The organism is Metapseudomonas boanensis (assembly GCF_042232855.1).
Taxonomy (GTDB): Bacteria; Pseudomonadota; Gammaproteobacteria; order Pseudomonadales; family Pseudomonadaceae; genus Metapseudomonas; species Metapseudomonas boanensis.
Map to the genome: position 1 here is coordinate 1,026,142 of NZ_CP113889.1, position 11,722 is coordinate 1,037,863.

9 protein-coding genes and 1 pseudogene are annotated in these 11,722 nt (G+C 59.0%); 7 read left to right on the forward strand and 3 right to left on the reverse strand.

What is annotated here, in order from left to right; all coding sequences use genetic code 11:
* The first annotated feature begins 81 nt into the window (after nucleotides 1–81).
* The 6 genes from hutC to OXH74_RS04850 all read left to right on the forward strand — a co-directional run bounded on the left by hutC (nucleotide 82) and on the right by OXH74_RS04850 (nucleotide 7,696).
* Complete coding sequence (gene hutC / locus OXH74_RS04825) at nucleotides 82–834, forward strand: histidine utilization repressor (protein ID WP_215371182.1); 753 nt, start codon at nucleotides 82–84, stop codon at nucleotides 832–834.
* A 454-nt stretch (nucleotides 835–1,288) separates the two neighbouring features.
* The gene (hutU, locus tag OXH74_RS04830; RefSeq protein ID WP_375740283.1) at nucleotides 1,289–2,983 is read left to right on the forward strand and encodes a urocanate hydratase; all 1,695 of its coding nucleotides are present in this window, start codon (nucleotides 1,289–1,291) and stop codon (nucleotides 2,981–2,983) included.
* An 11-nt stretch (nucleotides 2,984–2,994) separates the two neighbouring features.
* On the forward strand, nucleotides 2,995–4,173 hold the full coding sequence (locus OXH74_RS04835) for a CaiB/BaiF CoA transferase family protein (protein ID WP_375740284.1): 1,179 nt from the start codon (nucleotides 2,995–2,997) through the stop codon (nucleotides 4,171–4,173).
* Nucleotides 4,163–5,308: an acyl-CoA dehydrogenase family protein gene (locus OXH74_RS04840; protein WP_375740285.1), complete on the forward strand. Its 1,146-nt coding sequence runs from the start codon at nucleotides 4,163–4,165 to the stop codon at nucleotides 5,306–5,308. The genes OXH74_RS04835 and OXH74_RS04840 overlap by 11 nt, the downstream gene beginning before the upstream one ends.
* Nucleotides 5,309–5,413: 105 nt before the next feature.
* Nucleotides 5,414–6,829, forward strand: coding sequence for a purine-cytosine permease family protein (locus OXH74_RS04845; protein ID WP_375740286.1), 1,416 nt, complete (start codon nucleotides 5,414–5,416; stop codon nucleotides 6,827–6,829).
* A gap of 267 nt (nucleotides 6,830–7,096) precedes the next feature.
* Nucleotides 7,097–7,696, forward strand: coding sequence for a TetR/AcrR family transcriptional regulator (locus tag OXH74_RS04850; protein WP_375740287.1), 600 nt, complete (start codon nucleotides 7,097–7,099; stop codon nucleotides 7,694–7,696).
* Nucleotides 7,697–8,369: 673 nt separating this feature from the next.
* On the opposite strand, the pseudogene OXH74_RS04855 reads toward OXH74_RS04850, so the two are convergent.
* The 3 genes and pseudogenes from OXH74_RS04855 to OXH74_RS04865 form a co-directional block, all read right to left on the reverse strand.
* A pseudogene (locus OXH74_RS04855) lies at nucleotides 8,370–8,539 on the reverse strand (transposase); the annotation flags it as partial.
* A gap of 345 nt (nucleotides 8,540–8,884) precedes the next feature.
* Entirely contained in the window at nucleotides 8,885–9,268 is a 384-nt protein-coding gene (locus OXH74_RS04860; protein WP_375740288.1) for a VOC family protein, read from the reverse strand.
* Between the two features lie 70 nt (nucleotides 9,269–9,338).
* Nucleotides 9,339–10,451 (reverse strand): S-(hydroxymethyl)glutathione dehydrogenase/class III alcohol dehydrogenase, encoded by a 1,113-nt coding sequence (locus OXH74_RS04865; RefSeq protein WP_375740289.1) that lies wholly within the window; start codon nucleotides 10,449–10,451, stop codon nucleotides 9,339–9,341.
* A 137-nt stretch (nucleotides 10,452–10,588) separates the two neighbouring features.
* Here OXH74_RS04865 and OXH74_RS04870 point away from each other — a divergent pair, with 137 nt between their 5' ends.
* Nucleotides 10,589–11,581, forward strand: a complete 993-nt coding sequence (locus tag OXH74_RS04870) for a GlxA family transcriptional regulator (RefSeq protein ID WP_375740290.1) — start codon at nucleotides 10,589–10,591, stop codon at nucleotides 11,579–11,581.
* The last annotated feature ends 141 nt before the right edge of the window (nucleotides 11,582–11,722 follow it).

The following is an 11,722-nucleotide window of genomic DNA, read 5'->3' on the forward strand; positions in this document are numbered from 1 at the left end:
TACGCGGATGGGTAGGCGCGTGTTGATCGGGGGGGTTAAACTGGCGGCTGTCTCACCCTGCTAGCTTCGTTAGGAATCCTTGTGTCCCACTCTGCCGACGACCACTCATCCCTGGCCGCCTTTGCCCTTGAAAGTCCGTCCCCTCTGTATGCAAGAGTCAAGGAGATCATCCTGCAGCAGATCCGGACCGGCGTCTGGGGCCCCAACTCCAAGCTGCCTTCCGAGAGCGAGTTGCTCAATCTGCTCGGGGTGAGTCGGATGACCATCAACCGGGCCCTGCGCGAGCTGACCATCGAAGGCGTGCTAGTACGCCTGCAAGGAGTGGGTACCTTCGTCGCAGAACCGAAAGGCCACGCAGCACTTTTCGAAATCCACAACATCGCTGAAGAGATTGCCGCCCGAGGCCACACGCATCGTTGCCAGGTGATACTGCTCGAAGCCTTGCCGGAAAACTCGCAGCCGGCGATGCCGTTCACTCTGGAAGGCGTTAAGCAGATCTTCCATTCGCTGGTTGTGCACTACGAGAATGAAATCCCCGTGCAGATCGAGGAGCGGTTCGTCAACGCCGCAATCGCGCCCCAGTATCTGCAGCAGGACTTCACCCGTATTACCCCTTATGCCTACCTGGTCCAGCTTGCTCCGCTGACCGAAGGCGAGCATGTGGTGGAGGCGATCCATGCCACGCCCGCCGAATGCAAACTGCTGCGGATCAAGCGCAATGAGCCGTGCCTGCTGATTCGCCGACGCAGCTGGTCAGCTAAAGGTCAAGTCGGCAGCGCACGGCTGGTATACCCAGGTTCGCGCTATCGCCTTGAAGGCCGCTTCGGCCAGTAACAGTCCGTGGGCGCCCTTGGATCAGGGCACCTGAACCATGAGCCGGTAGCCCCGCCGTCGACAGCGTGCTTGTCCTCACCAACCTGTTACCGGCGCGTTACTCAACGCACAAGACTGTTACTTTTTTTCGATCCCATTTCCCTCGTCGCCCTAGCCTGCCTTGAAAGGCGCGCTCTCCAGCGCCTGTTTTTTCTATTCGCAACCACTTGAAATTACGTGGATTTACCCCTCATAGCGGAACTCTTGGCAGCGCATTGCTGAGGGGTTGGCTCTTTTTTTGCCTCTACTTGTCTATACAGGTTGATATATGGTTATCTGTATAAGACATGACATACCGAGGCGAGCTGACTGGAAGCCCGACCGGACGTTGTCGACATGAGTTCCCGGAACAACAACCCCAGCTTCCGGTAAGTCAGTGAGCAGCTTGAGCCCACGCCCTTGCCGCAGTGATCGCATGAAGGAGTCCACCTTGAACAAGCCAACCCGTTTCCGTGATGTCGAAATCCGCGCCCCGCGTGGCAACCAGCTGAACGCCAAAAGCTGGCTGACCGAAGCGCCGCTGCGCATGCTGATGAACAACCTCGACCCCGAGGTCGCGGAAAACCCGAAGGAACTGGTGGTCTACGGCGGCATCGGCCGCGCCGCACGCAACTGGGAGTGCTACGACAAGATCGTCGAGACCCTCAAGGAGCTGAACGAGGACGAGACCCTGCTGGTGCAATCCGGCAAACCGGTCGGCGTGTTCAAGACCCACGCCAACGCCCCGCGCGTACTGATCGCCAACTCCAACCTGGTGCCGCACTGGGCCAACTGGGAACACTTCAACGAGCTGGATGCCAAGGGCCTGGCCATGTACGGCCAGATGACCGCCGGCAGCTGGATCTACATCGGCAGCCAGGGCATCGTCCAGGGCACCTTCGAGACCTTCGTCGAAGCCGGCCGCCAGCACTACAACGGCAACCTGACCGGTCGCTGGGTCCTCACCGCCGGCCTCGGCGGCATGGGCGGTGCCCAGCCGCTGGCCGCGACCCTGGCCGGCGCCTGCTCGCTGAACATCGAATGCCAGCAAAGCCGCATCGACTTCCGCCTGAAGACCCGTTACGTCGACGAGCAGGCCAAGGACCTCGACGACGCCCTGGCGCGCATCGCCAAATACACCGCCGAAGGCAAGGCGATCTCCATCGCCCTGCATGGCAACGCCGCTGAAATCCTGCCGGCACTGGTCCGCCGTGGCGTACGCCCGGACATGGTCACCGACCAGACCAGCGCCCACGACCCGCTCAACGGCTACTTGCCGATTGGCTGGACCTGGGAACAGTACCGCGACCGCGCGCAGACCGAGCCGGCTGCCGTGGTGAAAGCCGCCAAGCAGTCCATGGCCGTGCACGTGCAGGCCATGCTGGACTTCCAGAAGCAAGGCATCCCGACCTTCGACTACGGCAACAACATCCGTCAGATGGCCAAGGAAGAAGGCGTGGCCAATGCCTTCGACTTCCCCGGTTTCGTGCCAGCCTATATCCGCCCGCTGTTCTGCCGTGGCATCGGCCCATTCCGCTGGGCCGTGCTGTCCGGCGACCCGCAGGACATCTACAAGACCGACGCCAAGGTCAAGGAACTGATCCCGGACGACGCCCACCTGCACCGCTGGCTGGACATGGCGCGCGAGCGCATCAGCTTCCAGGGCCTGCCGGCGCGCATCTGCTGGGTCGGCCTGGGCCAACGCGCCAAGCTCGGCCTGGCCTTCAACGAGATGGTCCGCTCCGGCGAGCTGTCGGCACCCATCGTGATCGGCCGCGACCACCTGGATTCCGGCTCGGTCTCCAGCCCCAACCGCGAAACCGAAGCCATGCAGGACGGTTCCGATGCTGTCTCCGACTGGCCGCTGCTCAATGCCCTGTTGAACACCGCCAGCGGCGCCACCTGGGTCTCGCTGCACCACGGCGGCGGCGTGGGGATGGGTTTCTCCCAGCACTCCGGCATGGTGATCGTTTGTGACGGTACCGACGAAGCGGCTGCGCGCATCGCCAACGTGCTGACCAACGACCCTGGCACCGGCGTGATGCGCCATGCCGACGCCGGATACCAGATCGCCATCGATTGCGCCAAGGAACAAGGCCTGAACCTGCCGATGATCACCGGCAAGCGCTGAGACCTGACACCATGACAAACCCAAACAACAAATCCGCCGCGCAGCCATTGCGCGGGGTTCGAGTGCTCGACCTCAGCCGTGTACTGGCTGGCCCGCATTGCACTGCGATGCTGGCCGACCTGGGCGCGGAGGTCGTCAAGTTCGAGGTTCCCGGGCATGGCGACGACAGTCGCCACCTGGGCCCCTTCGGCGACGATGGCGAGAGCGTTTACTTCGGCCTGATCAATCGCGGTAAGCGCAGTGTGGAGCTGGACTTCAAGGCACCAGCCGATCTGGAGCGCTTCTATCAACTGGTGGCAGACGCCGACGTGGTCGTCGAGAACTTCCGCCCTGGAGTGACCCAGCGCCTGGGTATCGATTTCGAGTCCCTGAAAGCACACAACCCGAAGCTAATCTACGCCAGCATTTCCGGTTTCGGCCAGAATGGGCCGCTGTCCAAACGGCCCGCCTATGACATCGTCGCCCAGGCCATGTCCGGGCTGATGAGCGTGACCGGCTTCCCGGAAACCGGCCCGACCCGCAGTGGCGAAGCTCTGGGCGATCTGTGCGCCGGTGTCTATGCCGCCTGGGCGATCAGCTCGGCGCTCTTTGCCCGCGAACGCCAGGGCGAAGGAGCCCAGTACATCGACGTTGCCATGTTCGATGTACTGGTCAGCCTGCAGATGACCGGTCTCTCCAACCTGTTCGCCAAGGGCACCGCCCCCGGCCTGGTGGGTAATCGTCACCCGGTCTCGACCCCGTTCGACACCTACAAGGCCGCCGATGGCCTGGTCGTGATCGCCGTTGCAAGCGACAAGCTGTTCCGCCGTTTCTGCGAAAGCATGGAGCGCGCCGAACTGGCGGATGACCCTCGTTTCGCCGACGACACCTCACGCACTGTCAACGAATGCTCGTTGCGTGCGGAAATCGAGGATTGGACCAGTTCCCGCTCCGTCGAGCACATCTGCGATCTGCTGCTGGACGCCGGGGTGCCCTCTTCCCCCGTCTGGAACCTCGCGCAAGCAACGGGTTGCGAACAGGCCAAATCCCGCCAGTTACTCGTCCAACCCAGCGACGACCGTCCACCGCTCGTGCCCCAACCGGTCTTCTTCAACGGCACCAAGCCCAATGCCGCGTTGCGTGCCCCTCGTCTTGGCGAGGCGAATTCCCTTTTTGGCCTGAACCATCACGGAGACACCCATGAACTTTGAGCTTGATTCTACTGAACTGGCCGTCGTCGAGTCCGCCGAGCGCGTCTCGCGCGACGTGCTCCAGGCTAACGCCCAACGCTATGACGAAGCCGAAGCGTTCTGCGGGGACAGCCTGAAAGCCTTGGGTGATCTGGGCTTCATGGGCATCAACCTGCCCGAGACCTACGGTGGTTTTGGCGTTGGCAGCCTGGCGATGAGCCGGGTAGTCGAAGCAGTCGCGGCGGCTTGCGCCTCTACAGCATCGGCCCTCACCGCGCATTTCCTCGCCACCGACTCCATCCTCATCGGCGGCACCGAAGCGCAACGCCAGGAATGGCTGCCACGCGCCGCCGCCGGCGAGCTGCTGGGCGCCTTCGGCCTCACCGAACCGGCCGCAGGTTCCAACCCCGCCGACATGCGTACCCGCGCAGTGCGCGAGAACAACGGCTGGCGCATTCGCGGTAGTAAGCACTACATCACCAACGCTCGCGAAGCCGACTTCATCGTCCTGTACGCCAAGACCGACGCCGATGCCGGGCACCGTGGCATCAGCGCCTTCATGATCCCGAGAGGGACCGAGGGCGTGACCTTCTCCAACCCAGAGAAGACCATGGGTCTGCGCGCCAGCACCATCTATGAACTGGCGCTGGATTGCTGGCTGCCAGAGTCGGCCCTGCTGGGCGATGAGGGGCAAGGCTTCCGCACTGCCATGGAGGTTCTGGACCGCGGCCGGGTCGAGGTTGCAGCCATGTCCCTGGGCATCGCCCGCGCGGCCATGGAGTACAGCCTCAAGTGGGTCGACGAGCGTCAGATCGGTCCCAAACCGTTGTCGGCCTACCAGGGCACCCAATGGCGCCTGGCCGACATGTACACCCAGCTCGAAGCTGCGCGCCTGCTCACGATGCAGGCGGCAGCACGCCGCGACAGCGGGGAGCGCTTCAGCCTCGAATCGGCCACCGCCAAACTCTTCGCGGCCGAAGCAGCCGGTTTCATCACCGACGCCGCACTCCAACTGCACGGCGGCTACGGCTACATCCGTGACCTGCCGCTGGAGCGCTTCGTTCGCGATGCCCGCATCCTGCGAATTTTCGAAGGCACCTCCGAGGTCCAGAAAATCATTATCTCTCGCGCCGTACTGGACGCCGCCCGCAAGTAAGCGGAGGCAACCTGGGCGGCTCGTGTCGTCCAGGTCTGTAGGGAATAGCTGTGCATAACAACAATACTGGCGCCATGAACAATGGCGCCGCACGAGGAGAACCTCATGGCTGGTAAGTCCCTTATAGAAACTCGCTCCATTGACTACATCCCCGAACGTGAGCGTCACGGTCGGTTATTCAGTCAGTTCACCCTGTGGTTCGGCGCCAACCTGCAAATCACCGCGATCGTGACAGGGGCCTTGGCGGTGGTGCTGGGCGGCGATGTGTTCTGGTCCCTGATTGGCCTGCTGATCGGCCAGGTATTCGGCGGTATCGTCATGGCCCTGCACGGCGCACAAGGGCCGAAACTCGGCCTGCCGCAGATGATCTCGAGTCGAGTGCAGTTCGGTGTGCTCGGCGCGGTGATACCCCTAGTGCTGGTTTGCCTCATGTACATCGGCTTCAACGCCACCGGCACTGTGCTCGCCGGCCAGGCGATCGGACAGATGGCCAACGTCAGTGATACGGCAGGCATCCTCATCTTCGCCGGCGTGATCGTCGTGCTAACGGTGTGCGGATATCGAGTGATCCACCTGCTAGGCCGCGCTGCCAGCATCCTCGGCATCGTAGCCTTCGCCTACCTGTTCGTGCGCCTGCTCTCGGTCAACGACATCGGTACCCTGCTGGATAACCGGCACTTCAGCTGGAGCACCTTCCTCCTGGCCGTGTCCCTATCGGCATCCTGGCAAATCGCCTTCGGGCCCTATGTTGCGGACTACTCGCGCTATCTGCCGAGCAACACTTCGCCGTTCAAGACCTTCCTCGCCGTAGGCCTGGGCTCAATCATCGGCTCCCAGACTTCGATGGTGCTCGGCGTCTTCGCCGCCGCGCTGGCCGGCAAGGAATTCTCCGGCCATGAAGTGGCCTACATCGTCGGTCTGGGCGCCAGTGGCGTGATGGCTGGCCTGCTGTTCTTCAGCGTGGTTTTCGGCAAGGTGACCATCTCCACCTTGAACGCCTATGGCAGCTTCATGTGCCTCGCCACCATCATCAGTGGCTTCCGCGGCAACCTGACCATCTCCCATGTCCAGCGCTTGCTCTTCGTGCTGTGCATCGTCGGGATATCCACAGCCCTGGCGCTAATCGGCCAGCACTCGTTTCTCAGCGCGTTCAAGTCGTTTCTACTCTTCCTGCTGGCCTTCTTCACGCCTTGGAGTGCCATCAACCTGGTCGACTATTACTTCATCACCAAGGAACGCTATGACATTCCAGCGCTGTCGGACCCTGATGGTCGTTATGGTCGCTGGAACTGGATCGGCGTTGGCGTCTACGTGTTCGGCGTGATCGTCCAGATGCCGTTCATCGCGACCGGTTTCTATACCGGCCCGCTGGTGGCGCACCTGGGTGAAACCGACATCTCGTGGCTAGTGGGGCTGATCATTCCCGCGCTCGTCTACTACCCCCTGGCCCGTCACGGCTTTCGCGGCGCGCCAACACACCTGGTTTCCCCCGGCGATGCCCTCTCCCAGGGACATCGCTAGGGGGCTGCGATCGAAATCAGGCAACCGGTGAATCACCTCAACGCCGCCCCGTTCCGGGGCGGCAAACCCTGCCCAGGTTCACGGCCCCATCACCCGGCACGCCCCAATGAGTCCTGAGCGGGAGGCTATTGCGCACTCAAGAAGAGAAGCTGGACAAACTTCATCGATCCCGCTCAAAAGCCCTCTGGGCATCCGGCACTTCAATTGAGCGCATGCACTTTCACCTTTAGTACTTCACCGGCTCAACTGCAAATAGCGTAAAAAGCCATGAACCATATCCAGAACTCACACGATCGATCCAATACGCCAGATCGCCTGCGTAAAGCAGCGCTGGATCTATTCATCGACAATGGCTACCAATCGACAAGTTTGCGCGATCTGGCTGCGCACCTTGGCATTCATGCTGGCTCTCTATACCACCACATTGAAAGCAAGCAGAGCCTGTTGTTTGAAATCATAGAAGAATGCATGAGCGACTTGGTCAGCGCCATCAACTCCAATCTGAGACGAGCCAGGGACAACAAGACAAAGCTGCGAGCATTCATCAGAACTTTCATTGAATTTCAAATTAACGAAAAAAAGAAAGTACTCCTCATACTTCGCGAAAGAAGCAACCTTTCTTTTGAACAACGACAGGTGGTCTCAGCACTAAGAAATGACTATGCCAACTGTCTCAAGCACATAATTAAATTCGAGACCAAAGAGACGTTGCACAACGATATAGAATTGAAGTTTCTAGCAAACGGAATAATCGGAATGTTGGAAAGCATTCCGATGTGGGATGAAAGTGACCAGCCCCTACCAACCCAACAAATTGTGGAGCAACTGACCGAAATCATTGTGAGATCCGTTTTGAATCGCTCCTAGCTCAGCATCCACGTCCAGATTTAAACCAACCCCATATACTGCTGCCAAAATTATCGGCAGGAGGCTCTCCGATTCGGCGCTCCTTGCTGACGCAAAGCTCGAAAACCAGACCCTCGAAATACCCTTGAGGCAGCTCTTCACTGGCAACACCTTTTTCAGTCCGGGAGCCCGTCACTTCAATAATGCGTGATGGCTACCGAGTCTTTTCCCTGGCGTACGTTGCCATCCAGGCGGCGATAGATGGCCAGGGCATTGTGTTGGGGCAATGCTCGATGATTGCTGATGACCTTGCTGCCGGGCGCCTGATAATGCCGTTTCCGCGGGCACTGCCGCTGCCAACATCGTACTTTCTCATTGGTTCGAAAAGCGCCTTCGGCAAGGAGCACTGCCGCGACTTCCATCGCTGGCTGGTAACTCGAGGACGCGAGCAAACAGCCATCAATGCACGCCTATTGGGGGTGCCCGAGTGAATCGATAGCGACAAGCTGTCTGCGAGGAATAGATATTGAGAATTACCCCCCTCGTTTTACTGGGCCTTTTGCGCTAACCGCAGAAAAGATTAAGAAATACATTCTGAGATTGCGCTCGAGAAACTTTTTTCGCGCACGAAAAAGTCAGGAATAAATGGTGAGAAAGCATTCCATCACATCCCATTCCCCTGGACCGACCGCGAGTAGTTGTTGGTCACCATCAGAATCCCAGCCGCCAACTCGTACTTTTCCAGCAGGCGACGGAAGTTGAGGATGATATTTCGTCGGGAATGCGCTCGAGGTTCAGCCCGGAAAACTGGCGCAGGATCGTGGTTTCGTACAGCGTCTCCACCATCGCCGGATCGCTGTATCCCAAACCCATTCATCACCACCTAGCCATAGGGTTGGCGGAATATCGTCGGTAAAGCCAAGCCTGCCTCCCCTCAGAGGAGTACACAAATTGTCCCCCAACCTAGCGCGCTCCCCAGCAATCTCGTCGATGAACTGGACGAGCAACTCAGCCGTCATCCGCATGCCGCCGTGGAGCGTTTAGGCCAGCCCGAGCAAGGCAACTCCCTGGTAGAAAGGGATCAGGACCTCGTAGGGCGACATCATCAAGACGTGAGGGGAAGACAGCCTGGGCAGGAAGAAATGGCTTACATCCACAGCCATGACAGAGCGTCGGAGGCGGCGCCCAGTGGGCGCCGCTTGAACCGGCTTACTCGGCCTTGAAGCAGTAGACAGCAAGCTTGTTGCCATCGAGATCACGAGCATATGCAGCGTATGCGTTCGGCGCCCAGTTACGGGGGCCCGCTACGCCTTCGTCTTGGCCACCAGCGCTGAGTGCTGCGTCGTGGAAAGCGTTGATTTGGGCCCGACTCTGCGCTTCAAAGCTGACGGTCACGCCGTTGCCCACACTAGCCGGCTGGCCGTTGGCCGGTTTGAGTACGAAGAAGGAAGGCTTGTCTACGCCCCAGATCGAGCCGTTGTCGCCTAGGTCAGCAAGGCGCTTGAAGCCGAGCTTGCCGAGTACGTCGTCGTAGAACTTACGGGCTTTAGCGAGATCATTGGTACCAACAGTTACATGAGTGAAGATCGACATGAAAGTCTCCATCGCAGGTGGGTTGTTATAGGGAGAAACCGGCACATCTTGTGAAGTACCGGGGGTGCACTTAGAAGTGGACTACTGAGCGGATGCTCTTGCCTTCGTGCATCAGCTCGAAGGCTTCGTTGATCTGCTCCAGCCCCATGGTGTGGGTGATGAACTTGTCCAGCGGGATCTCGCCCTTCTCGGACTTGGCCACGTAGCTGGGCAGTTCAGTACGGCCCTTCACGCCACCGAAGGCACTGCCGCGCCAAACGCGGCCGGTGACCAACTGGAACGGACGAGTAGTGATCTCGGCGCCGGCCGGGGCGACACCGATGATGGTGGATTCACCCCATCCCTTGTGGCAGCACTCGAGGGCAGCGCGCATGAGTTGGACGTTGCCAATGCACTCGAAGGAGTAGTCGACGCCGCCATCAGTCAGCTCGACGATGACTTCCTGGATCGGACGGTCGTATTCCTTCGGGTTGATGAACTCGGTGGCACCGAGCTCTTCGGCAATCGCGAACTTGGTCGGGTTGATGTCGATGGCAATGATTCGCGAAGCCTTGGCCATCTTGGCGCCGATGATCGCCGCCAGGCCAATACCACCCAGGCCGAAGATCGCCACGGTGGCGCCTTCCTCCACTTTGGCGGTGTTGAGCACGGCGCCGATGCCGGTGGTCACGCCGCAACCCAGCAGGCAGACCTTCTCCAGGGGCGCTTCCGTCGGAATCTTCGCTAGGGAGATTTCCGGCAGAACGGTGTATTCGGAGAAGGTCGAACAGCCCATGTAGTGGTAAACAGGCTCACCGTTGTAGGAGAAACGAGTCGTGCCATCGGGCATAAGGCCCTTGCCTTGGGTGGCACGTACAGCCTGGCAGAGGTTGGTCTTGCCGGATTTGCAGAACTTGCATTCGCGGCATTCAGCCGTATAGAGCGGGATCACGTGATCGCCGACCTGCAGGGAGGTCACACCCTCGCCTACTGCTTCGACGATTCCACCGCCCTCATGGCCCAAGATGCAAGGGAAGACACCTTCCGAGTCCTGTCCGGACAAGGTGTAGGCATCGGTATGGCAAACGCCGGTTGCAACGATCCGAACCAGAACCTCACCAGCCTTCGGAGGCTGCACATCGACTTCAACGATTTCAAGCGGCTGATTAGGCCCAAAAGCGACAGCTGCGCGCGACTTTATCATGGTAACGAGTACCTACCGTGTATTATTCAGGTTGCCCTACAATAGAAAAGTTGGACTCGTTGCGCTGACGAAAATAGCGTTAAATTCGGCCAAGCTGACATGAAATTGGGCCAATCACTAGATTAAGAGATGTAACGATGCTCAGCTCTGAGGCTGCAACACGCCGCACTATCGATATCGTGATCTATCCAGAATTCAAGTCGTTCGAGGCCATTGGCCCCATGACAGTCTTCACTTATGCAAATAAACACTTAGAAGCACAAGGGAAGGCACCTGGATACGAAGTTAGAATCGTCTCGACACGATTAGGGGCGATACCCTCAGATACGCTGATGTGCCTGGATGCAAGTCGTACCCTGAGCGAAGAATCCCTCCCCCATTCGATTATGGTGGTCGGTGCGCACGAGATAGAACGAATAGTCGAAGAGCAATCGGAAATTGTGGAGTGGTCCAAGCGTGTCGCATTGAAAGTCGATCGCTTTGCGGCCCTCTGCTCAGGGGCATTCTTCCTCGCAGCAGCGGGCCTGCTCGAGGGCAAGCGGGCGACCACTCACTGGAGAATGGCCGAAGTCATGCAGCAGAAATACCCCTGCATCCAGGTCGACATTGACTCCATCTTCATTCGCGAAGGAAACCTCTGGACGTCAGCGGGAGTCAGCGCTTCGGTGGATTTAGCGCTTGCCTTTGTCGAGTCTGATTTCGGTCATGATCTTGCTCTTCAGGTGGCTCAGGACCTTGTGATTTTCCTGAAACGCCCCGGCGGCCAGTCCCAGTTCAGCGCCAACCTTACGAGCCAGATGACCCAGACATCGGGCATGCGCGCAGTCCAAGAGTGGGTATTGGACAATATCGATCAAAAGATCAGCGTATCGCTTATGGCCAATCAAGCCTCGATGAGTCTTAGAAACTTTACGAGGACCTTCCATAAAGAAGTGGGAATCTGCCCCTCAGAGTTTCTCGAAAAAGCCAGGATCGACAAGGTGCGGCGGTTACTGTGCGAAAGTGACCTTCCGATGAAAAGCATCGCGTTCAAGTGCGGCTTTGCAACCGCCGACCAAATGCGCAATGTGTTTAAAAAGCACTTATCCGTAACCCCCAAGCAATATCAAGAGCGTTTCCTTGGCGTCTGACTCCACATTACACAATCAGACTCAAATGGAGGACGCTATAAACACCTGGCTAAAATGGCCCATTGCACTTCACAAGAAAAGAAGAACGTTATTTTCAGAAGGCCATAGGTCATACACCTGGGCGCCTTGATGCAATTGTTC

Excerpts from the sequence above, each read along its gene's own strand:
- hutU (WP_375740283.1), top strand. The coding sequence starts at position 1,289 with ATGAAGGAGTCCACCTTGAACAAGCCAACCCGTTTCCGTGATGTCGAA.
- OXH74_RS04835 (WP_375740284.1), top strand. The coding sequence starts at position 2,995 with ATGACAAACCCAAACAACAAATCCGCCGCGCAGCCATTGCGCGGGGTT.
- OXH74_RS04840 (WP_375740285.1), top strand. The coding sequence starts at position 4,163 with ATGAACTTTGAGCTTGATTCTACTGAACTGGCCGTCGTCGAGTCCGCC.
- OXH74_RS04845 (WP_375740286.1), top strand. The coding sequence starts at position 5,414 with ATGGCTGGTAAGTCCCTTATAGAAACTCGCTCCATTGACTACATCCCC.
- OXH74_RS04850 (WP_375740287.1), top strand. The coding sequence starts at position 7,097 with ATGAACCATATCCAGAACTCACACGATCGATCCAATACGCCAGATCGC.
- OXH74_RS04860 (WP_375740288.1), bottom strand. The coding sequence starts at position 9,268 with ATGTCGATCTTCACTCATGTAACTGTTGGTACCAATGATCTCGCTAAA.
- OXH74_RS04865 (WP_375740289.1), bottom strand. The coding sequence starts at position 10,451 with ATGATAAAGTCGCGCGCAGCTGTCGCTTTTGGGCCTAATCAGCCGCTT.
- OXH74_RS04870 (WP_375740290.1), top strand. The coding sequence starts at position 10,589 with ATGCTCAGCTCTGAGGCTGCAACACGCCGCACTATCGATATCGTGATC.